General features: G+C 74.3%; 22 protein-coding genes. 7 read left to right on the top strand and 15 right to left on the bottom strand.

Annotation, left to right across the window (positions count from 1 at the left end):
* Positions 1-198 precede the first annotated feature (198 nt).
* From ACIRVF_RS07500 to ACIRVF_RS07515, 4 genes are all read right to left on the bottom strand, one after another.
* The gene (locus ACIRVF_RS07500) at positions 199-1,164 is read right to left on the bottom strand and encodes a phosphotriesterase (protein WP_402815088.1); all 966 of its coding nucleotides are present in this window, start codon (positions 1,162-1,164) and stop codon (positions 199-201) included.
* A complete protein-coding gene (locus ACIRVF_RS07505; RefSeq protein ID WP_402815090.1) occupies positions 1,161-1,730 on the bottom strand; it encodes a carboxymuconolactone decarboxylase family protein in 570 nt (189 codons plus the stop codon). Before ACIRVF_RS07505 ends, ACIRVF_RS07500 begins: the two co-directional genes overlap by 4 nt.
* A 14-nt stretch (positions 1,731-1,744) precedes the next feature.
* Positions 1,745-2,401 carry a DUF4865 family protein gene (locus ACIRVF_RS07510; RefSeq protein WP_402815093.1) on the bottom strand — a complete coding sequence of 219 codons (657 nt, stop codon included), beginning with the start codon at positions 2,399-2,401 and terminating at the stop codon, positions 1,745-1,747.
* Positions 2,402-2,481: 80 nt separating this feature from the next.
* Complete coding sequence (locus ACIRVF_RS07515) at positions 2,482-3,051, bottom strand: TetR/AcrR family transcriptional regulator (protein ID WP_402815096.1); 570 nt, start codon at positions 3,049-3,051, stop codon at positions 2,482-2,484.
* 288 nt (positions 3,052-3,339) lie between these two features.
* On the opposite strand from ACIRVF_RS07515, the gene ACIRVF_RS07520 reads away from it, so the two are divergent.
* Complete coding sequence (locus tag ACIRVF_RS07520) at positions 3,340-4,332, top strand: aldo/keto reductase (RefSeq protein WP_402815099.1); 993 nt, start codon at positions 3,340-3,342, stop codon at positions 4,330-4,332.
* A gap of 157 nt (positions 4,333-4,489) precedes the next feature.
* Here ACIRVF_RS07520 and ACIRVF_RS07525 read toward each other — a convergent pair whose 3' ends face one another.
* The 5 genes from ACIRVF_RS07525 to ACIRVF_RS07545 all read right to left on the bottom strand — a co-directional run bounded on the left by ACIRVF_RS07525 (position 4,490) and on the right by ACIRVF_RS07545 (position 10,722).
* The gene (locus ACIRVF_RS07525; RefSeq protein WP_402815102.1) at positions 4,490-5,218 is read right to left on the bottom strand and encodes a winged helix-turn-helix domain-containing protein; all 729 of its coding nucleotides are present in this window, start codon (positions 5,216-5,218) and stop codon (positions 4,490-4,492) included.
* 810 nt (positions 5,219-6,028) lie between these two features.
* The gene (locus tag ACIRVF_RS07530; RefSeq protein ID WP_402815751.1) at positions 6,029-6,565 is read right to left on the bottom strand and encodes a GTP-binding protein; all 537 of its coding nucleotides are present in this window, start codon (positions 6,563-6,565) and stop codon (positions 6,029-6,031) included.
* Positions 6,566-6,668: 103 nt separating this feature from the next.
* Positions 6,669-7,115, bottom strand: coding sequence for a DUF742 domain-containing protein (locus ACIRVF_RS07535; protein WP_402815105.1), 447 nt, complete (start codon positions 7,113-7,115; stop codon positions 6,669-6,671).
* A gap of 131 nt (positions 7,116-7,246) precedes the next feature.
* Positions 7,247-7,666 (bottom strand): roadblock/LC7 domain-containing protein, encoded by a 420-nt coding sequence (locus tag ACIRVF_RS07540; RefSeq protein ID WP_402815108.1) that lies wholly within the window; start codon positions 7,664-7,666, stop codon positions 7,247-7,249.
* Positions 7,663-10,722: a nitrate- and nitrite sensing domain-containing protein gene (locus tag ACIRVF_RS07545; RefSeq protein ID WP_402815111.1), complete on the bottom strand. Its 3,060-nt coding sequence runs from the start codon at positions 10,720-10,722 to the stop codon at positions 7,663-7,665. Before ACIRVF_RS07545 ends, ACIRVF_RS07540 begins: the two co-directional genes overlap by 4 nt.
* A gap of 501 nt (positions 10,723-11,223) precedes the next feature.
* Here ACIRVF_RS07545 and ACIRVF_RS07550 point away from each other — a divergent pair.
* The 3 genes from ACIRVF_RS07550 to ACIRVF_RS07560 all read left to right on the top strand — a co-directional run bounded on the left by ACIRVF_RS07550 (position 11,224) and on the right by ACIRVF_RS07560 (position 15,836).
* Positions 11,224-13,050 (top strand): AMP-dependent synthetase/ligase, encoded by a 1,827-nt coding sequence (locus tag ACIRVF_RS07550; protein WP_402815113.1) that lies wholly within the window; start codon positions 11,224-11,226, stop codon positions 13,048-13,050.
* A gap of 261 nt (positions 13,051-13,311) precedes the next feature.
* On the top strand, positions 13,312-14,478 hold the full coding sequence (locus tag ACIRVF_RS07555) for a polysaccharide deacetylase family protein (protein ID WP_402815752.1): 1,167 nt from the start codon (positions 13,312-13,314) through the stop codon (positions 14,476-14,478).
* A gap of 467 nt (positions 14,479-14,945) precedes the next feature.
* The gene (locus ACIRVF_RS07560) at positions 14,946-15,836 is read left to right on the top strand and encodes a nitroreductase/quinone reductase family protein (protein WP_402815116.1); all 891 of its coding nucleotides are present in this window, start codon (positions 14,946-14,948) and stop codon (positions 15,834-15,836) included.
* Positions 15,837-15,968: 132 nt separating this feature from the next.
* Here ACIRVF_RS07560 and ACIRVF_RS07565 read toward each other — a convergent pair whose 3' ends face one another.
* The 4 genes from ACIRVF_RS07565 to ACIRVF_RS07580 all read right to left on the bottom strand — a co-directional run bounded on the left by ACIRVF_RS07565 (position 15,969) and on the right by ACIRVF_RS07580 (position 19,785).
* Positions 15,969-16,766, bottom strand: a complete 798-nt coding sequence (locus ACIRVF_RS07565) for an SGNH/GDSL hydrolase family protein (RefSeq protein ID WP_402815118.1) — start codon at positions 16,764-16,766, stop codon at positions 15,969-15,971.
* A 148-nt stretch (positions 16,767-16,914) separates the two neighbouring features.
* The gene (locus ACIRVF_RS07570; protein WP_402815121.1) at positions 16,915-17,712 is read right to left on the bottom strand and encodes an SGNH/GDSL hydrolase family protein; all 798 of its coding nucleotides are present in this window, start codon (positions 17,710-17,712) and stop codon (positions 16,915-16,917) included.
* Positions 17,713-18,035: 323 nt separating this feature from the next.
* On the bottom strand, positions 18,036-18,674 hold the full coding sequence (locus ACIRVF_RS07575; protein ID WP_402815122.1) for a hypothetical protein: 639 nt from the start codon (positions 18,672-18,674) through the stop codon (positions 18,036-18,038).
* A gap of 190 nt (positions 18,675-18,864) precedes the next feature.
* The gene (locus ACIRVF_RS07580) at positions 18,865-19,785 is read right to left on the bottom strand and encodes a hypothetical protein (RefSeq protein WP_402815125.1); all 921 of its coding nucleotides are present in this window, start codon (positions 19,783-19,785) and stop codon (positions 18,865-18,867) included.
* A gap of 742 nt (positions 19,786-20,527) precedes the next feature.
* Here ACIRVF_RS07580 and ACIRVF_RS07585 point away from each other — a divergent pair.
* Complete coding sequence (locus ACIRVF_RS07585; RefSeq protein WP_402815128.1) at positions 20,528-21,697, top strand: exonuclease SbcCD subunit D; 1,170 nt, start codon at positions 20,528-20,530, stop codon at positions 21,695-21,697.
* Complete coding sequence (locus tag ACIRVF_RS07590) at positions 21,694-24,738, top strand: AAA family ATPase (protein ID WP_402815131.1); 3,045 nt, start codon at positions 21,694-21,696, stop codon at positions 24,736-24,738. Before ACIRVF_RS07585 ends, ACIRVF_RS07590 begins: the two co-directional genes overlap by 4 nt.
* Positions 24,739-24,789: 51 nt before the next feature.
* Here the strand turns inward: ACIRVF_RS07590 and ACIRVF_RS07595 are convergent, their stop codons facing one another.
* The gene (locus tag ACIRVF_RS07595) at positions 24,790-25,023 is read right to left on the bottom strand and encodes a hypothetical protein (RefSeq protein ID WP_402815134.1); all 234 of its coding nucleotides are present in this window, start codon (positions 25,021-25,023) and stop codon (positions 24,790-24,792) included.
* 147 nt (positions 25,024-25,170) lie between these two features.
* On the opposite strand from ACIRVF_RS07595, the gene ACIRVF_RS07600 reads away from it, so the two are divergent.
* Positions 25,171-25,728, top strand: a complete 558-nt coding sequence (locus ACIRVF_RS07600; protein WP_402815137.1) for a DUF1990 family protein — start codon at positions 25,171-25,173, stop codon at positions 25,726-25,728.
* A 19-nt stretch (positions 25,729-25,747) separates the two neighbouring features.
* Here ACIRVF_RS07600 and ACIRVF_RS07605 read toward each other — a convergent pair whose 3' ends face one another.
* Complete coding sequence (locus ACIRVF_RS07605; protein ID WP_402815140.1) at positions 25,748-26,203, bottom strand: YjbQ family protein; 456 nt, start codon at positions 26,201-26,203, stop codon at positions 25,748-25,750.
* Positions 26,204-26,378 lie beyond the last annotated feature (175 nt).

The raw sequence follows: 26,378 nt of genomic DNA on the forward strand, positions 1-26,378 counted from the left end.
TCCCCTGTACGGCACAGGCCCCGCGGGCTCTCCCCGCCGCGGCGGTCCCCGTTCGGACCGCACGCGGCGGGCGCCGGGTGACCGCTCGCGGCCGACGGGGATCAGCCGCTGCCCGGCGGGCGTCCTCCTCGGATTCGAGCCCCGGTGGGCGGGCCCGCTCACAGGACGGGTCGGGGCGGCTTCCCGGCCGGACCCGTTCTAGGGGTTGCGCCAGTCCACGGCGAAGGCCGCCGCCGGGTTGGCGACCAGCAGTCGGTCGCGCAGCTCGGGCCCGAAGGTGCGGGCCAGCCGCGGGGCGAGGTCGGTGATCAGCCGGACCGGGCCGCCGAGCTCCCGGGCCGTACGGGTGGTGGTGTCGGCACCGAGCAGCAGCCGGTCGGCGAGGCCGGCCTCCACCAGGTCGGCGATGACGTCGAAGGCCTGGAGGTCGGCGGGGTGGCCGATCCGGGAGGGGCTGTCGAGGGCGAGGAACACGCCCTCGGCGGCGAGGCTGCGGTGCAGCGCCCGGTCGGTGAAGCGGGTCAGGTGACCGAGGACGATCCGGTCGGGGCGGACGCCGTGCCGCTCGTGGAGCCGGCGCAGGACGCCGTGCGGGTCGCCGTCCGGTTCGAGGTGGACGGCGATCGGGGCGCCGGTGGCGTGGTGCGCCTCGGCCGCGGCGGCCATCGTCCGGCGGGTGTGCCCGGTGAGCGGGCCCGCGTCGTCGGCGATCTTGATCAGGCCGGGTCGGACACCTTCCGGGGCGCCGGGGAGCCCGGTGGTGAGCTCGGTGACGAAGCGTTCGGCGAGGTCCGCGTACGGGGCGGTGAGGCTGAGGCCCTGGGGCGGGACGTCCGAAGCAGGGAAGCGGCCCGGGGCGTAGTGGGCGGTCTGGTGCGCGCCGGTGGCGGCGACGACGTGGACGCCGCTCGCGCGGGACAGCTCGGCAAGGGCGTCCGCGCCCCGGCCCATGCCCCACGGGGTCCACTGGACGAGGGTGCGGCCGCCGACCGTGGCGTAGGCGCGCAGCACGTCCGCGGCGGCGGCCGGGTCGTCCAGCTCCTGGCCGGGGAAGCGGGGGCTGCGGATGAACAGGTGGTCGTGGGAGTCGGTGACGCCCAGGCGGGCGGGGTCGATGTCGCCCAGGACCGTCCGTACCGTGCGGGTGGCGGGGGCGGTGGTCATGCGCGGGCCTCCGCCCGGGTGTCGGCCGCGGTGGGGGCTTCCGTCGTCGGGGTGTCGGTCGCCGTGAAGGTGGCGGTGGCGACCCGGAGGCCGGCCAGGGCCTTGGGTACGCCCACGTACGGGGCGAGGTGGACGATCACCTCGGTGATCTCCTCCCGCGTCATGCCGATCCGCAGGCTGTTGCGGACGTGGTCGGCGAGCTGGGGCTCGACGCCGCCCAGGGCGGTGAGCGCGGCCAGGTTGGCGATCTGGCGGTCGCGCAGGGCGAGGCCGGGGCGCTGGTAGGTGCCGCCGAACAGGCTGGTGACGATCCAGTCGGCGAAGCCGGGGGCCAGCCCGTCCAGGCCGCCTAGGGTGGCGGCGGCGACCGGGCCGGCGAGTTCGGCGAGCAGGGCGTAGCCGGCTTCGCGGTCGAGCGGGGCGGGGGTGAGGTCGGCGGGGCGCACGGCGGTGGGGGGCGTGGCGGTGCGGGGCACGGCGGTGGGGGGCGTGGCGGTGGGGGTCATCGTGGCGGGGGGCGTGGGAGCGGGGGGCGTGGTCGCCGTGGTCACGGTGGCGCGGGTCATGGCGGCTGGGCCTTTCACCAGTGGCGACCGGCCGGCAGCCGGTCGAGTTCGGGGCGGGACAGGTGCAGCACCTGGTACCGGGTGCCGGGCGCGTCCTCGGGGGCCGGTCCGTGCCAGAGGGCGAGGGTGAGCAGCTCCCAGCGGCTCGGGTCCACGGCGACGGCGGCGGTGTGCAGGGCGGACCGCCGGGGGCGTCCGGGAATCCCGGCGGGTCCGGCGGCGTCGGCGGGTCCGGCGGGTTCGGCGGGTTCGGTGAGCCGGGCGAGTTGGGTGAGTCCGGCGACGGCCTGTTCGACGGCCTCGGCCGGGTCCGCGGTCTCCGGGAGCCGTGCGGTGGCGCGGGTGGCGGTGGTCGGGGCGTCGGTCCGGGCGCCCTCGACCAGGCCGGCGCCGAGCCAGTGGTGAACGGCCGGGCGGCCGAAGTCGGCGCTCAGTCCACGGAATCCCGGGCCCCAGAGGAAGCCGTTCATGCCCTCGGCGGTGCGCCAGAGGTAGAACGGCGCGTACTGGTTGACCGGCGAACCGTCCTGGCCGCGCTCGCGGACCAGGTACGCCTTGAGGCCGAGCCCGGGGTGGGCGTCGAGCAGGTGCCCCTTGTCGGCCACGCGCTTGCGGATGATGCCCATGTCGTAGTCGGCGGGGAGGGTGATCTCGTACTGCATGGCGTGCACGGCGGAACTCCTGGACTCGGACGTCTGATGGCCCGCAACGGGCGCGGGGGTGCTGCGCGGTGGACGCCGGACGTCGTCCGTCAGGCCTGCCGGCGGTGGACTGCGAGCAGGCCGAGGGCACCGCGGACGGCCTGGTCGAAGGGCGCTGCGCTGTCCGCGGCGCGGGCCAGCACGTAGCCGCCCTGAACGACGGCGACCACGGCGGCGGCGGTGTCCGCCGGGTCGAGGCCGGGGGCGAACTCGCCGTGGGCCTGGCCCTCGGCGATCAGTTCGGCGATCCGGCCGCGCAGCCAGTCGAAGGTCTCCTCGACCGGGGCGCGCAGCTGCGGGTCGGCGACCACGTCCGGGTCCTGGGCCATCCGACCGATCCGGCAGCCGCGCAGCACCTCGCGGTCGCGGTTCAGGTAGGCAGCGATCCGGTCGTACGCGGTACCGGGGGCTGCGAGGTCGGCCTCGGCGGTGCCCCGCATCTGCTCGGCGCTGCGGCGCAGGGCGGCGGCGGCGAGGTCGGGCTTGCCGTTGAAGTGGTGGTACATGCTGCCCTGGCCGACGCCGGAGCGCTGCTGGATGGCCTTGGGGCTGGTGCCGACGTAGCCGCGCTCCCAGAGGAGGGCCTGGGTGCTCTCGATGAGACGGTCCTGGGTGCTCATGCGGATCACTGTACATACCAGTAGGTACAGAGGGGAAGGAGTTTCCAGGATCAGGAATGACCGACGCCGGAGGACTGAGGGCCGTGCGCCGCCCCCCGGCGGCCACGGCCCCTCGACCGTTCGTCATCCCCCTTGCCGGCATTGGGCATTCCGCCACGGCCGGTGGCGCGCGTCACGTCACGTACGGTGGCGGGCATCACGCGGGACAGGGGGTGCGCGGCGCGTTGCGCGGGCGGGCGGCCAGGGGAGTTCGCGCCGGACGCCGGGGCGGCTGGCAAGATGTCCGCCATGAGCTACCTCGCCGCGGATGACCGCTATGCCTCGATGACCTACCGGAAGGCCGGCCGCAGTGGCGTGCAGTTGCCCGCCGTCTCGCTGGGCCTCTGGCACAACTTCGGTGACACCCAACCGCTGGACGTACAGCGGGCGGTGCTGCGCCGGGCCTTCGACCGCGGCGTCACCCACTTCGACCTGGCGAACAACTACGGCCCGCCGTACGGCAGCGCGGAGCGCAACTTCGGCTACCTGTTCGCGCAGGACTTCCGGCCGTACCGCGACGAGCTCTTCATCGCGACCAAGGCAGGCTGGGACATGTGGCCCGGCCCGTACGGCAACGGCGGCAGCCGCAAGTACCTGCTGGCCAGCCTCGACCAGTCGCTCGGTCGGATGGGCCTGGACTACGTCGACGTCTTCTACTCGCACCGCTACGACCCGGACACCCCGATCGAGGAGACGATGGGGGCGCTGGACAGCGCGGTGCGCTCGGGCAAGGCGCTGTACGCCGCGATCTCCAACTACCCTGCGGAGCAGCACCGCGAGGCGGCGGCGATCCTGCGCGAGCTGGGCACGCCGGTGCTGTTGAACCAGTCGGCGTACTCGATCCTCGACCGGCGCGTGGAGGAGGCGGGCGTGCTGGACGCGGTGGGCGACACCCAGACCAGCCTGATCGCCTACTCCCCACTCGCCCAGGGCCTGTTGACGGACCGTTACCTTTCGGGCGAGGTGCCCGCCGGGTCGCGGATGTCGGTCGGGAAGTTCCTGACCGAGGAGGTGCTGACCGCTCCGAAGCTGGAGCAGCTGCGGGCGCTCAACAAGGTCGCCGAGGGGCGCGGGCAGAGCCTGGCGCAGCTGGCGCTGTGCTGGGTGCTGCGGGACCCGCGGGTGGTCTCGGTGATCATCGGGGCGAGCAGCGTGTCCCAGCTGGACCAGAACCTCGACGCGCTGGCCGGCGGGCCGCTGACGGAGGAGGAGCTGGCGGAGATCGACCGGCTGAGCGCCTGAGGGCGACCGGCGACGACCGACGGCGGACGGCGGACAGATGACAGCCGACAGGTTTCAGATTTCAGACAACAGATGACAGATAACAGCTGACAGATTCTGAAATCTGTCAGCTGTCAGCTGTTCTCTGTTGCCCGTCGGCCCGGATCCGGTCCTCCGGTCAGTGGACCGGCGTGTACTTGTAGCCGACCCGACGCACCGTCACGATCGACTCCCGGTAGGCCGGTCCGAGCTTGCGGCGCAGCCGGGCGACGTGAACGTCGACCGTGCGGCCGTCCCCGACGTGACCGTAGCCCCAGACCGCCGAGACCAGGTGATCCCGGGTGTGCACCCGCTGCGGGTGCTCGGTGAGGTGGGCCAGCAGCTCGAACTCCAGGTACGTGAGGTCGAGCAGCCGCCCGTCGACGTAGGCGTTGCGCCGCTCGGAGTCGACGGTGATGCCTCGTCCGGCCGGCCGTACCGACCGGACGGCGCCCGGTGCACCGGCGCCGGGCAGACCGACCGGCCCCGGCGCCGACGCCGGGTTCTCGGCCGGCACCAGCACCAGGTAGCCGATCATCGGGTGGCCCGCGGCCCCGCCGGGCTGCGCGGCGTACTGGGCGAGCAGTCCCTGCGGCAGCGCGCCCTGCGGTAGGGCGGCGACGACGGTCGCCCCCTCCGGCAGCGCGGCGAGCAGCGAGGCGGGGGCGGGCGGGAGGACCGCACCGGGCTGCGGCCCGGCGGCCGGGACCGGTCCCGGCCGGCCCGATCCGACCACCGGCGAGCCGGACGGCACGGGGACGGTCGGGACGGTGGACGGAATCGAGGAGACGGAGGGGACGGACCGGACCGCGCGCAGGTGCGGGGTCGCGGTGGGCAGGGGCAGGGTGGCCGTGGAGGAGGAAGACATGGTGTGCCGCTCATTTCGCGCGTGACGGACGGGGTGGAGTCGTCTGCGCGTCGACCGGGCGTACTGCCGGAGCTGGACCGGGTGAGTCGGGCTCAGCGGGCGGAGGGCCGGGACGCGCTGGGCGAGCCCGGACACGTCTGGTCGAAGAGGTGCGGCTGCCGGGACGGCCAGAACGGTTCGAGGTCGTGGCGACGACGTCGGCGGTCCGGGTCGGGACCGGTCCGACCGGTGCGACCGGTGGGACTGCTGAGGCGGACGGTGTTCACTGGTGGTTTCTCCGCGGAACGGGGCCGGTTGAGGCGGGCCGCGGGTGCACCTGACGGGCGATCCGCTGCGGCCTGGTCGACGGGTTCGGTGGTACGCCGGGCGGCGGCCGGGTGTGGGCCGGAGGTACCGGGGACGTACCGGGTCGGGGCTGGACCGGTCAGCGACAACAGGCGCTGCAGATCAGCGCGTGGTCGATGTAGCGGCGGGCGGTGAGCACCGGCATGACGGGACCGGGCACGGCTGCGATGCGTCGCTGGTCGACGGTCATCCCTGCTGCCCTCCCCCTTCGTCCTGCTTCGTTCCGACAGCCCGTGTGAGGGCACGGCCGGAACGGCTTCCGTCCACAGAGCCTTCCACGCCCGAGCCGGTCTAGGCAACCTTCCGAACGCCGAACGTCCGCCATGTGGACAGCTGGATGAGACACCGGGTGCACGGAGGGCCCCTGACCAGCGCAGATCCCACGGCCCCTCAGGTCGAGGCCCTGGCCGGCCCCTCAGGTCGATGACCGGCTCGGCCCCTCCGGCCGGCCCCTCAGGTCGAGACTCAGGCCCGTCGGCGGAGTGCGGCGGCGTGCTCGACCAGCGCCACCAGCATTTCCTTACCGTCCTCCCGAAGCCGCGCGTCGCACAGCACGACCGGGATCCCCGGGTCGAGGTCCAGCGCGTCCCGGACCTCGTCCGGCGCGAAACGCTCGGTGCCCTCGAAGCAGTTGACCGCGACCAGGAACGGGATGCCGCGCTGCTCGAAGAAGTCCACCGAGGGGAAGCAGTCGGCCAGTCGCCGGGTGTCGGCGAGCACCACGGCGCCGAGCGCGCCGCGCGCCAACTCGTCCCAGACGAACCAGAACCGGTCCTGCCCGGGCGTCCCGAACAGGTAGAGCGCGAGGCCGGGCCGCAGGTCGATCCGGCCGAAGTCCATCGCCACCGTGGTGGTGCGCTTGGCCTCGACGCCCGAGGTGTCGTCCACCGGGCGGCCCAGTTCGCTGAGCTCCTCCTCGGTGCGCAGCGGACGGATCTCGCTGACCGAGCCGACCAGCGTGGTCTTGCCCGCGCCGAACCCGCCCGCCACCAGGATCTTCACCGCGACGCCCGGACCGCCCCGCCAGCGCGGGTCGCCGGCACTCCCGGCCGGTTTCGGCGCGGCACCGCCGGGAGCGTTCCCGGATGTGCTCGGCGGGGCGGGGTCAGAGCGCACGGAGTCCATTGATCACGTCTCGCAGCAGGCGCTCGTCCGGCAGCTCGGCGAGCGGAACGGGTCGGGTGACGCTGATCAGGTCGGCGTCGTAGAGGTCGCCGAGCAGGACGCGCACCACGCTGACCGGCAGGTCGGTGTAGGAGCCGAGTTCGGCGACGGACAGCGGCTCGTGGCGGCACCAGGCCAGCAGGGTCTGGTGCTCCGGGTCGAGGACGTGCGCGGGCACGGCCCCCGCGTCCGGCCCGGGGTCCTTGGCGGTGACCAGCGAGATCAGGTCGAACAGGCCCTCCTCGACCGGCCGGGTGCGGCCCCGGGTCATCGAGTAGAGCCGCACCACCGGGCCGGCCTCGTCGTCGAACCACCGGTCGTCGACCGGGGTGCGCGGCTGGAACAGGTCGACCTCGGGTCCGTCCGGGGACCCCGGTGCCTGCTCCACGCCGTCCGCCCCGGCCGGACCCCCCGGTGTCACCGAGCCCTCCGGTGCCCCGGGGCCGTCCGGTGTCGCCGAGCCCTTCGGTGCCGCAGGGCCGTCCGGCCCGTCCGCCTTCGGATCCGCCATCGGACCGCTCAGCCCCTCGGCGCGGCGGTTTCGGTGCGCGGCTCGGCGGCCAGGTGCTCGCCGACCCGCTTGACCAGCAGGGCCATCTCGTAGGCGATCTGGCCGATGTCCGCCTCGGCCTCGCTCAGCACGGCCAGGCAGCTGCCGTCGCCGGCGGCCGTGATGAACAGGAACGCCTCGTCCAGCTCGACCATGGTCTGCCGGACGCCACCGACCTTGAAGTGCCCGCCGGCGCCCTTGGCCAGGCTGTGGAACCCGGCCGCGACGGCGGCGAGGTGCTCGGCGTCCTCCCGCTCAAGGTCGCGCGAGGCACCGGTGGCCAGTCCGTCGCTGGAGAGGATCACCGCGTGCCGCAGGGCCGCGACCCGGCCCACCAGGTCGTCCAGGAGCCAGTTGAGGTCCCCGGACGGCTGCGTCGAAGTGGTCATGAATCAGTTCCTTCCGCTGGAGCGGGTGGTGCGGGTACTGCCGGTGCTGAGGGTCCTGCGGGTCCTGCGGGTCCTGCGGGTGCTGCGGGTCTCACTTGAGGTACGGGCGAGCCGCCCGCAGGGTTCCGCCGCACCGGCTGGCCGGGCCGGATCCGGCGGGCGAGGGGTGCCCGGTCGGCGTCCTCGGGGGCGGGACCGGACAGCGCCGCCGGGGCCGGGGCCGGGCCGATCGCCCGCCGGGACTGGTCCGGCGGCTGCCAGGCCGGTACGGCCGTGGGGCGGGTGCCGGGCGCGGCCGGCCGGTTCGCCGCAGCCGGGGCGTCGGCGGCGGCACGGCCCGGAGCGTTGCCGTCCTGGTTCCGTGGGGCGGCGGTGGTTCCGCGTCCACGGGTGAAGCCGCGCTGGAACGAGGCGAAGGCGGCCCGGGCCTCCTCCGGCGAGCGTTCCCGGGCGTCCCGGGCGTCCGGGAGGTCGGCGGTCCCCTCGGCCGACGACCCGCCGGCGCGCTCCTCGGCCCCGGCACCACCGCGGAGCCGCTCCTTCGCCTGCTCCTTGAGCTGCGGCGCGAGGTTCGCCTGCCGGACCCGCCGGGGCAGACCGCCCGGAGTCCGGGCAGCCGACTCCACCGGAGCGGCCTCCACGGCGGCGGTTTCGGCCGCGACGGTTTCGGCCGCGACGGCGTCCACCGGAACGCGGCCCACGGGAGCGCGGTCCACCGGCGCGACGTCCACCTGCCCGCCGAGCGCCGCGGCCTCCGCCGCCTCCCGCCGGTGCCGCCCCGTTCCCGGCGCGTCCTCGGCATCCGGTCCGGGCGCTGGTACCAGGACCGGCCCGCCCTTGGGCCGCGCTGCCCGGCGCGGCAGCCCGTTGGCCGTACGCCCCGCCTCCGGCACGGACGGCCGCGGGCCGCCGCTCCCCCGGTGCCGCCCGCCCGCAACCGCCGAGCCCGCCGAGCCCGCCGCCGCATCCGCGCCGGAGGAAGGGACCGGGTTCGCTCCGGCGGGAGCTCCCGCCGGAGTGCCCGGTGCCGTGCCCGGGGCCGGGTCCGGCACCGCGACCAGGTCGCGCCGCCCCGCCGTGCGTCCCGCCGTGCGCCCCGCCGTCCGGCCGGCCGGACGGCGGGCGCCCGCAGCGGCGGCGGGCGGCTCCGGCAGGCCGTCCGGCGCTTCCGCCAGCAGCTCGCGCGGGATCAGCACCACGGCCGTCGTCCCGCCGTACGGTGAGGGCCGCAGGTGGACCCTGATGCCGTGCCGCCGGGCGAGCCGACTGACCACGAAGAGTCCCAGCCGGTCGGTGTCGGCGAGATCGAACTCCTGCTCCACGGCCAGGCGTTCGTTGATCTCGGCGAGCAGCTGTTCGCCCAGTCCGAGCCCGCGGTCGTCGATCTCCAGCGCGAAGCCGTGCGCCACCACCTCGCCCTGGACGGTGACTTGGGTGTTGGGCGGGGAGAACACCGCGGCGTTCTCGACGAGTTCCGCGATCAGGTGGGTCACGTCGGCGACGGCACTGCCGAGCAGGCCGGTGCCGGGGAACGGCCGGACGATCACCCGGGCGTAGTCCTCGACCTCGCCGACCGCCGCGCGGACCACGTCCACCATCCGGACCGGCTTGCGCCAGGCACGGCCGGGCGAGCCGCCGGCCAGGATGATCAGGCCCTCGGCGTGACGGCGCATGCGGGTGGTGAGGTGGTCGACCTTGAAGAGGTCCTCCAGCTCCGCCGGGTCCTCGGTGCGGCGCTCCATGGTGTCGAGCAGGGTGAGCTGGCGGTGCAGCAGCACCTGGCTTCGCCGGGCCAGGTTGACGAAGACGGCCGAGACGCCGCGGCGCAGTTCGGCCTGCTCGACGGCGGCCTCGACGGCGGCCCGCTGGACGGCGTTGATGGCCTGGCCGACCTGCCCGATCTCGGCCTGTCCGAAGTGCAGTTCGGGCGCCTCGGCGGCCACGTCGACCGCTTCGCCGCGGCGCAGCCGCAGCATGACGGCGGGCAGCCGGGTGGAGGCGAGTTCGTTGGCCGCGTTGCGCAGGTTGATCAGCTCACGGGCCAGGCCGCGGCCGATCCGGAAGGAGATCATCACCGACAGCACGACGGCGATCAGGCCGATGGCACCGGCGATGCCGCCGCGCCACAGGGCCGCGATCGCGGCGGAGCGGCCGCGATCGTCCAGGCCGGCGGCGATCCGGGAGTTGATGGAGGAGAGGTCGCCGAGCGAACGGTCGGCGGTCTCCCGCCAGTTGTCGACGTTGAGCGCCTGGACCACCCGCTCGGGGCCGCCGGCGCCGACGAAGTCCGCCTCGGCGCGGGCCAGCGCGGCCCAGGCCTCGCCGCCGCGCAGGGCGATGTAGTCGGCCTGGTCGGCGGGTTCGAGCTCGGCGATGTAGACGGTGAACAGCGCCTGCTGGTTGTGCAGGGCGTCCAGCGCGGTCTGGTACTGCTCGGGGGTGGGCTTGGTCGCGCCGGTGCGCAGGCCCTCCATCGCCGCGTCCTCCTGGGAGAGGTACTCGCGGGCACGCACCAGCTCGATCAGGATCGTCCCCTGGCGCGGCAGTTGACCGCTCTGCCGGGCGACGTAGGCGGACCGGAAACCGAACACCGGCCGGACCAGGTCGCTGTACTGCCCGAGCGCGAACTCCCAGTTGAGCGCCAGCCGGCCGACCTGGGCCCGGAGCGGGCCGATCTGGTCGGCGGCGGCGATGATCTGCATCAGGCGGGCCCGCTGGGCGGTGGAGAGCCGGTCGCCGGCCGCGTCCTTCTTCTGCCGCAGCACCGCGAGGCTGCGGTCGGTGGCTTCGGTGGCGCGGACGAAGGCGTCCCGGGCGACCGGCGAGTTCGGGTCGGCCAGGTGCTGGACGGCGGCGCGGCGCTCGTTCTGCAGGTCGCCCGCGTACTGGTCCACGGCCGTTCCGTAGTCCTTGTACGTACGGCTGATCGTCAGCTGGTTCCAGGCGTCCCCGGTGGTGGCGATCGTCGCGTACGCCCACAGGGCGATGAGCGCGACGATGGGCACCAGGAGCAGCGCGATGATCTTCGCGCGGATCGAGCTGCTGCGCAGACGCATGGAGTCCTCGGTCGGGAAGTGCCAGGCGCGGACGGGGAGCGGTACGGAGGGGTTCCGGGGTGCTGGGGAAGGCGGGTTCGGCGGGACTTGGGGAGGCCTGGGAGGGAAGCTGGGGAAGCCTCCCGGCCACAGGTCTGCGAGACTCTACTACGCCCTGACCACACGTTCGAGGGTCGAACCATTCCGCTTCTCCACCTTGCCCCGGACACGTCAGAAGCCGGTCCCCGTCCGGCCGGTACCACCGGCGCACCACTCGCGCGCCACCGGCGCTCCGTCGACCACCGGGCAGCAGCGCCCCCGGGCGGGCCTCCCCGGTTCCTCCGCAGTTGCGACACCATTCCCGCGGACCGGTGCCGATCTCGTCGCGCCACCGTCACAACCCTGGGCAGTGACAGGCCGATCCGATAGTTTCGCTCCACCCGCACGACCGGGCGCCGCCGCCCCGGTGCCCGTGCGCCGGGACCGGCGGACTGCGCCGCGAGACGCGAACTGGGGAGGACCGTGCGCGAGTTCACCACCCCTGCCCCGGCCGGGCCCGAGGCCACCGGAGGACTCGCCGACTCCCTCTACGACACCGCCGAACGCACCCCCGACCTGGTACAACTGTCCCGGCGAACCGGCGACGGCGACTGGCAGGACGTCACCGCCCGGGAGTTCCGCGACGAGGTCCTCGCCCTCGCCAAGGGCCTGCTGACCCACGGCGTGCGCTACGGCGACCGGGTCGCGCTGATGTCCCGCACCCGCTACGAGTGGACCCTGTTCGACTACGCGCTGTGGTCGATCGGCGCGATCACCGTCCCGGTCTACCCCACCGCCGCGCCCGAGCAGGTGCGCTGGATCCTCGCCGAAACCCAGGCGGTGGCCTGTCTGGTCGAGGACGAGGACGCCGCGATGACCGTCGGCGCGGTCTGCGACGCCCTGCCCGACCTGACCGGAATCTGGCAGCTCGACCGGGACTGCGTCGCCGCGATCACCGAGGACGGCCGGGACGTCCCCGACGCGCTGGTGCACCGCCAGCGGCTGGGCGTCGCGGCCGCCAACGTCGCCACCGTGGTGTACACCTCGGGCACCACCGGCCGCCCCAAGGGCTGCCTGATCACCCACGCCAACCTGGCCGCCGAGGCCGACTCGCTGCTGGCCGGCTGGGGCGAGGTGCTCCGCGACACCGGCGGCGGCCAGCCCGCCACCCTGCTGTTCCTGCCGCTGGCGCACGTCTACGGGCGGGCCGTGCAGATCGCGGCCGTCCGCGGCGGCTTCCGGATCGGCCACATCCCGGAGGTGTCCACCGACGCGCTGCTGCCCGCCCTGGCGAGCTTCCGGCCGAGCTTCCTGCACGCCGTCCCGTACGTCTTCGAGAAGATCTTCCAGCGGGCCAGGCGCGCTGCCGAGGAGGCCGGGCGCGGCGAACTCTTCGAGCAGGCCCGGCAGGTGGCCGTCGACTGGGCGGCCGCCCGGGAGCAGAAGTCCTTCGGCCGCGGGCCGGGACCGGGAGCGGCACTGCGGCTGCGCCACCTCGCCTACGAGCGGACCGTCTACCCCCGGCTCCGCGCCGTGCTCGGCGGCCGGGTGCGCACGGTGATGTGCGGGGGTTCCGGGCTGCGACGGGAGCTGGGCCTGTTCTTCACCGGCGCCGGACTGCAGTTGTACGAGGGCTACGGCCTCACCGAGACCACCGCCGCGATCACCGCCAATCCGGCCGGGCGGCAGAAGCTCGGCACCGTCGGTCAGCCGGTGCCGGGCGCCTCGGTGGCGATCGCAGACGACGGCGAGGTGTGGGTGCGCGGCGGCTCGGTCTTCGGCGGCTACCTCAACCACCCGCAGTGCACGGCCGAATCACTGGTCGAGGGCTGGTTCGGGACGGGCGACCTGGGCCGTCTGGACGAGGACGGCTACCTCACCATCACCGGTCGCAAGAAGGACCTGATCGTCACCAGCAGCGGGAAGAACCTCGCCCCGGCGGCACTTGAGGAGCGGGTCGAGGCCCATCCGCTGGTCTCCCAGTGCCTGGTGGTGGGTGACGACCGCCCGTACGTGGCGGCGCTGATCACGCTCGACCCGGCCGCGCTGGCGCACTGGCTGAAGACGCGCGGGCGCGAGCAGCTGGACGCCTGGACGGTGCTCACGGACGAACAGTTGCACGTCGAGATCCAGCGTGCGGTGGCGGCGGCGAACACCGCCGTCTCGCGGGCCGAGTCGATCCGCGCCTTCCGGCTGCTGCCACGGGAGTTCAGCCTGGAGCAGGGGCTGCTGACGCCCTCGCTCAAGCTGCGGCGGACGGCCATCGCGGAGTACTACGCGACGGACATCGAGGAGCTCTACCTCTCCTGAACTCTCTTGAACACGGCGGCCGGAACGGCCTTCTGACGTCACGTCTTGTCCCCATGACGGACGGATCGTTCGCTGCCCGGTTCACCTGCCGTTCCCTTGACGGGCCGATTGGTCCAGTCCATCGTTGCTCTTCGGTCCGCGTGCGGCGCACCGGCACCATCCGCTCCCGCCCCTCCGGGAGCGCCCCGGTTCCACGGTCCAGATTCCCGTTCGCGCCCTCCCCACGGGCGTGCCCCCACCTGCTGGAGTCCTCACGTGTCGATGTCCACGCGCCTGTCCGCGCTGGCCGCCTCCGTCGCGCTGCTCACCGCCCTCGCCGTTCCGGCGGCCTCCGCCGACCCGGGAGGCCTGGGCGGTGCTGGCAGTACGGGCGGTGCGGACGGCGTGGCCGGTTCCGGCGCCCCGACCGTCAACCTGACCACCAACCCCGGCTTCGAGCTGCCCTCCCCCGACCTCGCCGACTGGGACAGCATCCCCGGCTGGAGCTGCACGGGAGGCCCGGCCGAGGCGGCCGTCACCACCACCGCCGCCCACTCGGGCACCTCGGCGCTGACCGTCACCCCGGCGAACGCCGACTCCACCGGCGAGTGCGCGCAGACCGTCGCCGTCCAGCCCGACACCACGTACACCGCCTCGGCCTGGGTGCGCGGCGACTTCGTCCACCTGGGCGCCACCGGCACCGGCCACGACGTCGCCCCCGCCTGGACCGAGACCACCTCCGGCGGCTGGCAGCAACTGACCACCCGCTTCACCACCGGTCCGAGCGCCCACAGCATCCGGCTCTACGTGCACGGCTGGTACCAGCAGGGACCGTTCTCGGTGGACGACGTGCGGGTGGACGGCCCGGCCCCCGCCCCGGCGGTCGCGGCCGGTTCGATCCCGACCACCGACAAGGTCGTCTTCTTCACCGTGGACGACGGCTGGCAGCGCACGCCCGAGGCGGAACGGTTCATCGCCGAGCACCACCTGCCGATCACCGCCTTCCCGCTGCCCATGCCGGCCGGCACCGACCCGGACTTCTTCAAGCGGGTCACCGCCGTGCCCGGCTCCTCCGTCCAGGACCACAGCGTCTCGCACTCCGACCTCAGCAAACTCCCGCTGGAGCAGCAGCAGGTGGAGATCTGCGACGCGCGCGACGCGATGACCCGCCTGTTCGGCACCCCGCCCGTGGTGTTCCGCCCGCCGTTCTTCGCCTGGAACGCCGACACCCTGCGGGCCGCCGCCAACTGCGGCATCCGCACGGTGCTGACCGCGGACGCGGACTTCAGCTGGGGCGCCTCCAACATCTGGCACCCGGGACTGCTCCAGCCCGGCGACGTGGTCCTGATGCACTGGACCGACACCCTCGCCACCGACCTGCCCCGCGCCCTCGCGGCCGCCGAGGCCGCGGGTCTCAAGCCTGCCGGGCTGGTGGACCACCTGCGCTGACGGCCCGGCGGGCGGACGACCGCGGGTCGCGGATGACAGGTGACAGCTGACAGCTTTCATCGTCTGAAATCTGTCAGCTGTCATCCGTCATCTGTGATCTGTGACCTGTTCGCGGCTCGGCCGTTCACGCTCCGCCGTTCACGCTCGGCCGTTCACGCTCGGCCGTTCACGCTCGGCCGTTCGCGCTCCGCTGCTCACGCGCGCCCGTTCACCGGTGATCTTGCCCGTTGACAGAGCGTCCACGGCGTGACTCTAATGGGGACGTGCAGCGCGGCGTCGGCCACAGAGCAGTGGGCCGGCCGGCAGCCGAGCCAGCACCTGATATCCAAGGGGACGATGCGCGATGAGTACTTTCTCCGCTGCCCTGATCTGATGTAGGCGGTCACCGCGGTGTTCGCCGACTGTTTGCGTGCACCCGCGTGTGGCCGCGAATCCCCCGAATTCTCAGGAGACTTCACCACACACGCATGCCCATGTCCTTCAATCTGAACGTCATCGAGGAGTTCCGCGCGAACGGCGGCCGGGTCGGCGGCCCCTTCGAGGGCGGCGACCTGCTGTTGCTGACCACCACCGGAGTGCGCTCCGGTCGACCCCACACCGTGCCGCTGGGGTTCGTCCGATCCGAGGGGCTGCTCCTGGTCGTCGCCTCGGCGGCCGGGGCGCCGGAGCACCCGCAGTGGTACCGCAACCTGCTGGCTCATCCGGTGGTCCGGGTCGAACTCGGCACCGAGGCCTTCGACGCGATCGCCGTGCCCGCCGAAGGCGACCGCCGGAAGCGGCTGTTCGAGGCCGTCGTCCGAACGGCACCCGGGTACGGCGACTACCAGGCGCACACCGAGAGGGAGTTGCCGGTGGTCGTGCTGGAACGGCCGGAGGCGCCACCGGGCCTGCCTCGCGAGGTGCACAGCCTGGCCGACAAGCTGCTGGAGACGCACACCTGGTTGCGGGCCCAGCTGCGCCACGTCCGGGCCGAGGCGCAGGCGCACACCCCCGGCCGTGCGGCCGGACTCGGGCTCCAACTGCGCCAGCACTGCCTGGCGTTCTGCGCGGGGTTGACCCACCACCACACCGGGGAGGACTCCGCGATCTTCCCCGCCCTCGCGCGCAGCCGGCCCGAGCTCGCCGGAGTACTGGAGCGACTCGGCGAGCAGCACCGGGCGATCGGGCGGATCAAGGAGGAGCTGGTGGCTCTGCTCGACGGAATCGAGATCTCCGAGCCGGACCGGCTCGGGCTCGAACTGAACCGGATTTCAGCCGAGTTGGAGGCGCACCTCGACCACGAGGAGGCGGAGCTGCTGCCGGCGCTCGCCGGGATCCCCTTCCCGCCGGTGCTGCCGGGGCCGCCGACCGGGTCCTGACACGACGGCGCCGTCTGCCCCTCCCACGGCGAGGGAGGGGCAGACGGCGCCGGATGTCACGCCGGTTGTCACACCGGATGCCACGTCAGGGGTTCGGTGGGACGGTGCGACCCGGCCGGGACGGGCCCGGCCTCAGGACTGGCTGAAGACCGGGAGGTAGCCGTCGGCCTGGCCGGACGAGTTCGGGTGGTAGCTCTCGTCGATCGGCAGGGTGGTGCTGTGCAGCCAGGTGTCCAGCCCACCGCAGATCTCGTGCCCGGCGAAAGCGTCGCGCACGTCGGCGAAGGTGAAGCCGGCGTTGGCGACCTCCTTGGCGATGACGCCGTCGAGCGTGTCGGCGGCCTCGTTGATGGCGGCGCGCTTGGTGTCGCCGATGCCGAAGAGGCAGTAGCCGCCGATCTGGTAGAGGTGCGGGTAGCCCATCACCACGACGTGGGCGCGCGGCGACTTCGCCTTGACCGCCGAGTAGACCCGGTCCAGCTGGCCCGGCAGGGTGTTGGTCGCGTAGTTCTCGGCGGTGTTGACGGCGTTGAGGCAGTCGCTGTCGGAACCGAGCACGCAGGTCTGCATGGTGCTGGAGAACCCGGCGTCGTTGCCGCCGACCGTCAGGCTGACCAGCGTGGTGGAGCTGTTCAGGGCGGAGATCTGGCTGTTGAGGATGTCACCGGTTCTGGCGCCCGAACAGGCCACGAAGGAGAAGGAGGACGGGGAGTTCGCGTTCGACCACAGGTAGGCGTAGGCGTTGGTGCTGCGCTTGCAGCTGCCGCTGTCGCTCAGGTAGCTGCCGGCCCCGACGCCGGCCGAGTAGGAGTCCCCGAGCGCAACGTAGTTGACGCCGGCGGCGTTGGCCGACGACGCCGTGAAGAGCGTCGTCATGGCGAGGACGGCCGCTGTCGCGGCGACGGAGAGAGCACGAGCTGGGCGGAACATCGCACCTCCAGGTATGACGCGGTTCGCGAAGAGAGATACCAAGCGGTAGTCGAACGTGGAAGCTTGCTCGTCAAGCGATCTGACTGGCAGTCAGCGGCATCCGGCGGACGACCCGCCGGCGACCGGGCGACCGTCATGGCCGAGCCGCTCAGGAGCGGCTGAAGACCGGGAGGTAGCCGCCGGCCTGGCCGGACGAGTTCGGGTGGTAGCTCTCGTCGATCGGCAGGGTGGTGCTGTGCAGCCAGGTGTCCAGGCCGCCGCAGATCTCGTGCCCGGTGAAGGCGCTCCGCACGTCACCGAAGGTGAAGCCCGCGTTGGCGACCCGCTTGGCGATCACGCCGTCGAGCGCGTCGGCCGCGCCGTTGATCGCGGCGCGCTTGGTGTCACCGATGCCGAAGAGGCAGTCGCCGCCGACCTTGTACAGGTGCGGGTAGCCCATCACCACGACGTGGGCGCGCGGCGACTTCGCCTTGACCGCCGAGTACACCCGGTCCAGCTGGCCCGGCAGGGTGTTGGTCGCATAGCTCTTCGCCGCGTTGACGGCGTTGAGGCAGTCACTGTCGGAGCCCAGCACGCAGGTCTTCATGGTGTCCGCGAAGCCCGCGTCGTTGCCGCCGACCGTCAGGCTGACCAGCGTGGTGGAACTGTTCAGCGCAGAGATCTGACTGTTGAGGACATCCCCGGTTCTCGCGCCCGAACAGGCCGCGAAGGTGAAGGAGGACGGCTTGTGGGCGCTCTTCCACAGATAGGCGTAGGCGTTGGTGCTGCGTTTGCAGCTACCGCTGTCGCTCAGGTAGCTGTCGGCACCGACACCGGCCGAATAAGAGTCCCCGAGAGCAACGTAGTTGACGCCGGCCGCGTTGGCGGCTGACGCCGTGAAGAGCGTCGTCATGGTGAGACCGGCCGCTACGGCGGCGACGGACAGGGCGCGAGCAGGGCGGAGCATTGAACCTCCTGGTATGACGCGGGTCACAGAAGGGATACCAGGCGGTAGCCGAACGCGGAAGCGCTCATGCCAAGGACATTGACGGACGGTCTGATAGCGGAGACGTGAACTCGCTTTGACGGAACGTGAGTTCACGCAGGTGGGTGCGGGTGTATGTCGACGCGCGTCGGTCATCGCGTGTAGACAAAAAAGTTTCGAGAAGTCAGCTCCCCGTCAGCCGGCGGTCAGCACGCGGCCGCCGGTGCGTCAGCTCCCCGGCGCGGAAGGACACCTGCGCGGAGGAGTCTGCGCGGAGGAGCCGCGCGGTGTTCCGAGGGTGCGGTTCAGCGCCCCGGGGCGCGCCCGCCGCCCGGGTACACGGGGCCGGGGAAGACCGTGCAGCCCTCGACCGGCAGCTCCTCGATCGTCTCGTTCGCGGCGGCGGGCACACCGAGCCAGTGGACGGCCGTGGCGACCGCCGCCCGGGCCTGGCGCAGCCCGGGAGCACCCCAGCCCAGCAGCTCGACCGCGAGTCCGGGCGCGACCAGCAGCCGCCGGTAGTGCCGGCCCGAGGCCGGGTCGGCCTCGCTCGGCCCGACCGCCCGCAGCGCCGCCGCCATCCGGACCCGCGCGCACTCGTGCCCGCCGTTCGCCGAGCCCACCCGGTCGTAGAGGTAGCCGAGGTAGTACGGCCGGCCGATCACGGCCTGGGCCTCCTCGCCCGCCTCCCTGGCCAGCGCGGCCGCGGGGTCGCCGTCGTCCTCCGGCTCCAGCGAGCCGCCGGGCAGCGAGCAGATCCCGTCCCTGGGGTTCACCAGGGTCAGCACCCGTCCGTCCGGGGCGAAGAGCCACCCCCAGGACTGCTTGGTCGGCAGCCCGTCCGGCACCTGCTCGCCCGGCCGCCACGGCCAGCCCGCCGTGGGACGTCGGCGCACCTTCCCGAGCAACTCGGCGATCTCCGCCGTGAACTCGATCCGGCCCATGCCGCACGTCCCCCCTCTCGCTGTCGGGCTCGCCGGACCTGCGGAGCACGGTTCGGAACGGAGCGGCCGGAGCGGCGGCGTGGGGTACCGCGCGCTCCTGCTGTTGATCTTCTCCGATCTTCCCCGAACAGGCGGTCGATGAACAGTCCCCAGCGCCGCATGGTGGATGCGGTGGCCGCGAACGCCCTGATCACCCCAGCGGCCCACCCCCGCCCCCGGCATCCGGGAGGCCCGGCAGCCGGAACCCCGGCTGCGGGACCACGCCGGGCGGGAAGGGCAGCCCCCGCGCCGCGTCGTCGGCCAGCTCGTCGAACACCTCGTGGGCGGTCATCGGCCGCAGCCGCCCACCGGCCAGCGCCCAGCCCCGCACCCGCGGCCCCGGCCTCGCACCGCCGGGCGGCCCGCCCGAGGTCCCGTCGGGTGACCTCTCGGGCGGCCCTTCGGGCGGCGCGTCTCCGGACGTCGTGGCCGGATCGCCGTGCAGCAACAGCGCACCCTCGCCGCCGGAGGCCACCCCGGCCGCGAGCGTGACGCAGAACGCCTCCGCGTCCCGCCCGGCGGGGTGCAGGCGCCCCCGCTCCACGCAGACGTCCACCGCGGAGGTGAGCTCCTCGCCGTCCTCCGGACCGTGGCAGCGCAGCGTCAGCAGGTGGCAGCCCTCCCCCGCGCCCTCGGCCAGCGCCAGGTAGACGGAGGTCACGTACCGCATCACCGCCGCCATCCGCCGCTGCCCCGCCGGGTCGTCGCCCACCGCGCCCAGCAGCGCCGCGCAGGCCACGGACATCCGCACCCGCGCCCGGTGGTCGTCCAGCAGCACCGGCACGAGGTCCGCCAGCGGCTCCCCCGCGTAGACGAAGGGCTCCCCGGCCAGCTCCGGATCCCCCGCGTACGCGACCCGGGCGGCCGGGGCCCGGGGGTCGAGCCCGAGCGCCGAGCAGTAGTCCTCGAAGTCAGCCGCCTCCAGCACGCGCAGGTGCACCTCCAGCCCCTGCTGGTACAGGCCCGTCAACTGCTCCTCCACCCGCAGCAGGTACTCCTGGTGCCCGAGCGCGCCGAACAGCCCGTACTTCGCCAGCCCGGCGAAGTCGGCCGCCTCCACGGCCAGCGCCACCGCCACCGGCTGCGGCGGCGCGCCCCTGGCCCGGCCACCGCGTCGGCGCCCGCGGGCGCCGGCCCCACCGGATCCGCCGGCCCCACCGGCCCCACCGGATCCGACGGCCCCGACGGCCCCGACGGCCCGTCCGCCCGGCGGTCGTCCCCCTCCGGGCGGCGCCGCCCCGCCGGGCCCGCCGACCGGCAAGCCGCCGGCCCCGGCCCCGCGGCCGCCGGACAGCAACGCCCGCGGGCCCCGAGCCGCCCTCGGCGCCGTGAACGCCTGTGCCTCCCGCAACGACCGGCGCCGCACCACCACGACACCCAGCACCTCGTACACCGACTCCCGCACAGCCATGGGTTTCCTCCCGTTCACTCGACCGGCACGACAAAGCACGGAGCAACACGAACCAGCACCGACCGCCCCGACTCCCCGGAGCCGCCGACGCCACGGAACCTACACAGAGCCACTGACAATCGACCCCCAGTAATCGAATACCGGCGGCCGACGCCACTCCGAGGAACAAAGTTGGCCCCCGGCCCACCCGAACCGTCCCTGCCCACCCCCTCCCCATGCAGGAGCACAATGTGCCCCTCCTGATCGACGGTCCGTCAGCTGACGCCGACGCGGACCCGCCCCCTGCACCCCGGCCCCCACCCCGGCCCCCACCCCGGCGCCCCCAGCGCCCACCGGTCCCCGGCGCCCCCGTGACCACTGAGCCGTCCGGGATTGTCAGTAGCGGGCGTTAGGGTCGGGGACCATGCGACTGCTGCATACCTCCGACTGGCACCTCGGGCGCTCGTTCCACCGGGAGAGCCTGCACGACGCCCAGCGCGCCTTCCTGGACCACCTGGTGGCGGTGGTCCGGTCCGAGGGCGTGGACGCCGTGCTGGTCGCCGGGGACGTGTACGACCGGGCACTGCCCGGGCTGGACGCGGTCGCTCTCTTCGACGACGTGCTGCACCGGCTGGCCGCCCTCGGCGTGCCGACGGTCTTCATCAGCGGCAACCACGACTCGGCCCGCCGCCTCGGGGTCGGCGCCGGGCTGATCGGCCAGGCAGGGATCCACCTGCGGACGGACCCGGGCGAGTGCGCCGAGCCGGTGCTGCTGGCGGACGAGCACGGCCCGGTGGCGGTGTACGGGCTGCCGTACCTGGAGCCGACGCTGGTGCGCGAGCGGTTCGGGCTTGCCAGGGGCGGGCACGCGGCGGTGCTCGGCGCGGCGATGGACCGGGTCCGGGCCGACCTCGCGACGCGCCCCGACGGGACGAGGGCGGTGGTGCTGGCGCACGCCTTCGTCACCGGCGGCGCGCCGAGCGACAGCGAGCGGGACATCGCGGTCGGCGGGGTCGCCGCCGTGCCCGCCTCGGTGTTCGACGGGGTGCACTACGCCGCGCTCGGCCACCTGCACGGCTGCCAGACCCTCGCCCCGCACCTGCGCTACAGCGGCTCCCCGCTCGCCTACTCCTTCTCCGAGGCCCGCCAGCGCAAGACCATGTGGCTGGTCGACCTCGCCGCCGACGGCTCGGTGGCGGCCGAGCGGGTCGACTGCCCGCGACCCCGCCCGCTCGCGACCCTGCGCGGCACGCTGGAGGCCCTGCTCACCGACGAGGAGTACACCGAGCACGAGCAGTCCTGGGTGCAGGTCACGCTCACCGACGCGGCCCGTCCCGGCGAGCCGATGGAGAAGCTGCGCCGCCGCTTCCCCCACACCCTCCAACTGCTGTTCGACCCCGAGGACGGCGGGGCCGAACCGTCCCGGTCGTACGCGGCCCGGGTCAGCGGCCGGGACGACCTGGAGATCGCCGAGGGCTTCCTGCGGCACGTCCGCCCCGGTGCCGAGCCGGAGCCGGACGAGCTCGGCTGGCTGCGCGAGGGCTTCGAGCGCGTCCGCGAGGGTGCCGACCGGAAGGCTGACCTGCCCCGATGAGGCTGCACAGGCTCACCGTCACCGCCTTCGGCCCGTTCGCGGGCACCGAGACGGTGGACTTCGACGCGCTCGCCGCCGGCGGGCTGTTCCTGCTGCGCGGCGCGACGGGCGCGGGCAAGAGCAGCGTGCTGGACGCGGTCTGCTTCGCCCTGTACGGCGAGACGCCGAACGCCCGCCGGGCCAACCGGCTGCGCAGCGACCACGCCGACCCGGGGCGGCTGACCCAGGTGGAGCTGGAGCTGACGCTGGGCGGGCGGCGGCTGCAGATCACCCGGCTGCCGGAGCAGCGCCGGCCGAAGAAGGTCGGCACCGGCACCACGGTCGAGCGCCCGCAGACCCTGCTGCGTGAGTGGGCCGCCGACGCGGGCGACGGCACACCCGGCTGGCGGCCGGTCAGCAAGTCGCACCAGGAGGCCGGGGAGGAGATCCACCGGCTGATCGGCATGAGCCGGGAGCAGTTCTGCCAGGTGGTGCTGCTGCCCCAGGGCGACTTCGCCCGCTTCCTCAAGGGCGACTCGGAGGAGCGCGGCAAGCTGCTGCGCCGCCTGTTCGACACCGAGCGCTACGGACTGGTCGAGTCCTGGCTCGCCGAGCAGCGCCGCACCCAGGAGATCGCCGTCCAGTCCGGCCGGCGCCGGCTGCGCGACCTCGCCAGCAGGGCCGAGCAGGCGGCCGGGCCCGCGGCCGAGCCACCCGGGGACTGGGTGCCGGCCGAGGACGGCGACGCGGACCTGACGGCCGGGGTGCTCGGCTGGGCGGCGATCCTGCGCAGCGGCGCGGCCGAGCAGCTCGCCGTCGCCGAGGCGGCGCTCGCGGGTGCCGAGGCGGCGCAGCGGACGGCCCAGCACGGTCGCGAGGCCGCCGAGGAGCTGGCCGGGCGGCAGCGCCGGCACCGGGAGGCGCTGGCCGAGGCCGAGCGGCTGGCCGGGTTCGAGCAGGCCGCGGCCCGGGACCGTCGGCGCTTGGCTGCCGCGCAGGAGGCGGTCGGTGTGGAGTCGGCGCTGCGGCTGCGGGACGGCGCGGCCGAGGCGCTCGGCCGGGCGCGCCAGGCCGAGCGGCGGTGCCTGGAGGCACTCGCCCGGGCGGACGGCGACGGGCAGCTGCCGACCGGGGCCGGAGCCGACGCCGCCGAGCTGGCCGAGGTTGAGCTGCGGCTGCGCGCCGAGGTGGTCCGGCTGGAGGCGGCCCGGGAGGACGAGCGGCGCTGCGCCGAACTCGCCCGCGAACAGCGTGACCTGGCGCGGGACCGGCGCGGCGCCGAGGACCTGGCCGAGGAGGCCGAGGACTGGCTGGCCGAGTTCGACGGAGAACTGGGCCGCCTGGAGGAGCAGCAGACGCGGGCCCGGACGGCGAGCGCCCGGGTCGAGCAGCTGGACTCCCAGCGCCGCGAGTTGGCCTCCCGTCTGAACGCGGCCCGGGAGCGGGACGGTCTGCGGGCGCAGATCGCCGCCGCCGAGCCGAAGGTCGCCGAGCTGCGCACCGCCGCACTGGACGCCCGCGAGTTCAGCCTGGACCTGCGGGACCGCCGCCTGGCGGGCATGGCCGCCGAGCTGGCCGAACAGCTGCGCCCGCACGAGGCCTGCCGGGTCTGCGGTTCGCCGGAGCACCCGGCACCGGCCGAGGCCGCCGAGGGCGAGCGGGTGAGCGCCGAGGACGAAGAACGGGCCGGCCGGGCCCAGGCCGTCGCCGAGCGGCTCCGGGACGAGGCCGACCAGGCGCTGACCGCGCTGCGGGTGCGCGAGGCGGCCGCCGCCGGTGCGGCCGGGCCCGACAGCACCGAGGTGCTCGCACGATCGCTCGCCGAGCTGGAGCGCGAGCACCGCACCGCGCTGCACGAGGCGGAGGCGCTCGGCCGGGTCGGGCAGGAGATCGCCCGGCTGTCCGAGGATCGCGCACGCCGGCTGAGGGAGCTGAACGAGGCCAGGGAGCAGGCCGCCGTACTCACCGACCGGCTGGCGAAGCTGGACGAGGAGCGGCGCGAGCTGGGCGCCAGGGTCGCGGCCGCCCGGGGCGAGGCCGCCTCGGTGGCCGACCGGGCCGCGTCTCTGACCGGGCTCGCCGAGGCGGTCGCCGCGGCCGCCGCGGCCGTCCGGACGGTGTCGGAGGCCCGGGCCCGGTTCGACGCGGCGGAGGAGGAACTCGGCGGGGCCGCCGCCGCTTCCGGCTTCCCGGACGCCACGGCGGCGCTCGCGGTGCTGCTGCCTCGCGAGGAGCGGGAACGGCTGGAGGCCCGGCTGGAGCGGCACCGCGCGGAGTCGGCCGCCGTCCGGCACGAGCTGGCGCTGCCCGAACTGGTCGAGGCCGCGGCCCTGCCGCCGGTCGACCTGCCCGCCGCCGCGGCCGCGCTCTCCGCCGCCACCGACCGGCTCGGCCGGGCGCACGCGGTGCGGTCGGCGGCCCAGGAGCGTTGTGCGGCACTCGCCGGGATCGGGCGGCAGCTGGGCGACCTCGCCGCCGAGCTGGCCCCGGCCCTGGAGCGGTACGGGCGGATCAACCGGCTCGCCGCGCTGGCCGCCGGCACCTCCACCGAGAACCGGCTGCGGATGCGCCTGGAGTCGTACGTGCTGGCGGCCCGGCTGGAGCAGGTCGCGGCGGCGGCCAGCGACCGGCTGGTCCGGATGTCCGGGGGCCGCTACACCCTGGTCCACAGCGACGACCGGGGCACCGGCAACAAGCGCTCCGGCCTGGCCCTGCGGGTGGTCGACGCCTGGACGGGCACCGAGCGGGACACCGCGACGCTCTCCGGCGGCGAGAGCTTCTTCGCCTCGCTGTCCCTCGCCCTCGGTCTGGCCGACGTGGTCACCGACGAGGCGGGCGGGATGCCGTTGGACACCCTGTTCATCGACGAGGGCTTCGGCACCCTGGACGAGCAGTCCCTGGAGGAGGTGATGGACGTCCTCGACGGCCTGCGCGAGCGGGACCGCGCGGTCGGCATCGTCAGCCACGTCGCCGATCTGCGCAGCCGCATCCCCGCGCAGCTGCTGGTCCGCAAGGGGCGGCGCGGCTCCACCCTCGCCCTGGCCGGACGGGAGGACGCGTAGCGGCGGAAGAACGCCGTCGGTCCCGCCGGGCGCCCCGGGCCCCCGGGCGCCTCAGCCCGAACAGGCGATCCGCTGGGCCTGCTGCCAGGCGCAGGTCGGGCACAGGGTGCTGCCCGGCTGATCGGCGGGCAGCACCGTCGGTTCGCCGCACAGCACGCAGTCGGCACGCGGCCCGGTAGCGGCCGGATCCTCGCGCAGCGCCGCCTCCGCCGAGTCCGCGGGCGCCACCTCGCAGACCACCGCGTCCTCGTAGGAAGCGCCGTCGTTCGTCGCGGAATCGCTCATCCCGCCTTCCTACTCCCCGCCGCCACCCCACGGCAAGCCGCCCCCGGCCGGGCCGTTCACCGTACGGGCCCCGACCGTTCCCGGCCCCCGCCGCCCCCGCCGCCCCCGCCCGAAGCGCTCTCCCGGTCCCCGGCTACCGTGGCCGCCATGGTTGGCGATCTTCCACAGCGACTGCGAGCCGCCCGGGCCGCCGAGCCCACGTACTCGGAGGTCGGGGCCACCCGCCGCGGCCGACTGCCGGGCGGGTACGCGCACCTGCGGCGGCGGGTGCACCTCGGCCACGGGCCGGAGGTCCTGGAGCAGGCCGGGCGGTACGTCCTCGGGTGGGGCAGTCAGCTGGGGAGCGGGTTCGCGGTGTACCCCGGCGGCCCCGCCCGGGAGGGGGCCACCGTGCTGCTGCGGGTGAGCCTGCCGGGCACCCGGTGGCCACGGCTGGTGATCCCCTGCCGGGTGGCGTGGACGGTGGCCGAACCGGACCGGATCGGCTTCGCCTACGGGACGCTGCCCGGCCACCCGGAGTGCGGCGAGGAGTCGTTCCTGGTGTCGATGGACGCCGAGGGCGAGGTGTGGTTCGAGGTCGCCGCGTTCTCCCGGCTGTCCGCCTGGTACGCCCGGCTGGGCCGCCCGGTCGCGCTGCTCTGCCAGCACCTGGCGATCGAGCGCTACCTCGCCGCCGTGGCCGGCCACGTCGCCGGCGACCGCTGACCGCCGGCCGCGGCACCGCTCAGCCGAGGAAGGACAGCCGGACGGTGCGGCGCGGGTTGTCCCCGTTGGTGTCGATCAGCACCACCGACTGCCAGACGCCGAGCGCCAGTTGGCCACCGAGCACGGGCAGGGTGGCGTGCGGGGCGACCAGGCCGGGCACCACGTGGTCCCGTCCGTGTCCGGGGCTGCCGTGCCGGTGGCGCCAGCGGTCGTCGGCCGGGAGCAGGTCGCGCAGCGTGGCGAGGAAGTCCTCGTCACTGCCCGAGCCGGTCTCCAGGACGGCGATCCCGGCGGTGGCGTGCGGGACGAAGACGTTGAGCAGTCCGTCCCGCCCGGGCGCCCGCTCGTTGAGGAACGCGACGCAGCGGTCGGTGATGTCGAGCGCGACCTCGCGGTTGCCGGTGGTGATCTCCAGGGTGGTGCTGTGGAAGGCGCCGGTCGACCCGGCCGACGTGGAGTGGTTGTTGTCCGCCATGGCGCCATCCTGACCCAGGTCAGCGGGTCGGGCGTACTGCCTCGCCGACTGCCCCCGCCAAGGTACCGAGCTCGCATAGGGTGAGAGGTTCAGACCAAAGTGGCGGTCCCGGTCCCCGGATACACCGACGACCCGACGGACCGGATGGTCCGACGGGTCGTTCAGGGACCGGCCA

This window comes from Kitasatospora sp. NPDC101157, from assembly GCF_044768255.1.
Taxonomy (GTDB): Bacteria; Actinomycetota; Actinomycetes; order Streptomycetales; family Streptomycetaceae; genus Kitasatospora.

Coding starts and splice junctions, on each gene's coding strand:
- ACIRVF_RS07595 (WP_402815134.1), bottom strand. CDS start 25,023: ATGAGCGATTCCGCGACGAACGACGGCGCTTCCTACGAGGACGCGGTG.
- ACIRVF_RS07515 (WP_402815096.1), bottom strand. CDS start 3,051: ATGAGCACCCAGGACCGTCTCATCGAGAGCACCCAGGCCCTCCTCTGG.
- ACIRVF_RS07585 (WP_402815128.1), top strand. CDS start 20,528: ATGCGACTGCTGCATACCTCCGACTGGCACCTCGGGCGCTCGTTCCAC.
- ACIRVF_RS07540 (WP_402815108.1), bottom strand. CDS start 7,666: ATGACCACTTCGACGCAGCCGTCCGGGGACCTCAACTGGCTCCTGGAC.
- ACIRVF_RS07525 (WP_402815102.1), bottom strand. CDS start 5,218: ATGTCTTCCTCCTCCACGGCCACCCTGCCCCTGCCCACCGCGACCCCG.
- ACIRVF_RS07605 (WP_402815140.1), bottom strand. CDS start 26,203: ATGGCGGACAACAACCACTCCACGTCGGCCGGGTCGACCGGCGCCTTC.
- ACIRVF_RS07520 (WP_402815099.1), top strand. CDS start 3,340: ATGAGCTACCTCGCCGCGGATGACCGCTATGCCTCGATGACCTACCGG.
- ACIRVF_RS07505 (WP_402815090.1), bottom strand. CDS start 1,730: ATGACCCGCGCCACCGTGACCACGGCGACCACGCCCCCCGCTCCCACG.
- ACIRVF_RS07500 (WP_402815088.1), bottom strand. CDS start 1,164: ATGACCACCGCCCCCGCCACCCGCACGGTACGGACGGTCCTGGGCGAC.
- ACIRVF_RS07575 (WP_402815122.1), bottom strand. CDS start 18,674: ATGGGCCGGATCGAGTTCACGGCGGAGATCGCCGAGTTGCTCGGGAAG.
- ACIRVF_RS07600 (WP_402815137.1), top strand. CDS start 25,171: ATGGTTGGCGATCTTCCACAGCGACTGCGAGCCGCCCGGGCCGCCGAG.
- ACIRVF_RS07570 (WP_402815121.1), bottom strand. CDS start 17,712: ATGCTCCGCCCTGCTCGCGCCCTGTCCGTCGCCGCCGTAGCGGCCGGT.
- ACIRVF_RS07560 (WP_402815116.1), top strand. CDS start 14,946: ATGCCCATGTCCTTCAATCTGAACGTCATCGAGGAGTTCCGCGCGAAC.
- ACIRVF_RS07545 (WP_402815111.1), bottom strand. CDS start 10,722: ATGCGTCTGCGCAGCAGCTCGATCCGCGCGAAGATCATCGCGCTGCTC.
- ACIRVF_RS07555 (WP_402815752.1), top strand. CDS start 13,312: ATGTCCACGCGCCTGTCCGCGCTGGCCGCCTCCGTCGCGCTGCTCACC.
- ACIRVF_RS07565 (WP_402815118.1), bottom strand. CDS start 16,766: ATGTTCCGCCCAGCTCGTGCTCTCTCCGTCGCCGCGACAGCGGCCGTC.
- ACIRVF_RS07590 (WP_402815131.1), top strand. CDS start 21,694: ATGAGGCTGCACAGGCTCACCGTCACCGCCTTCGGCCCGTTCGCGGGC.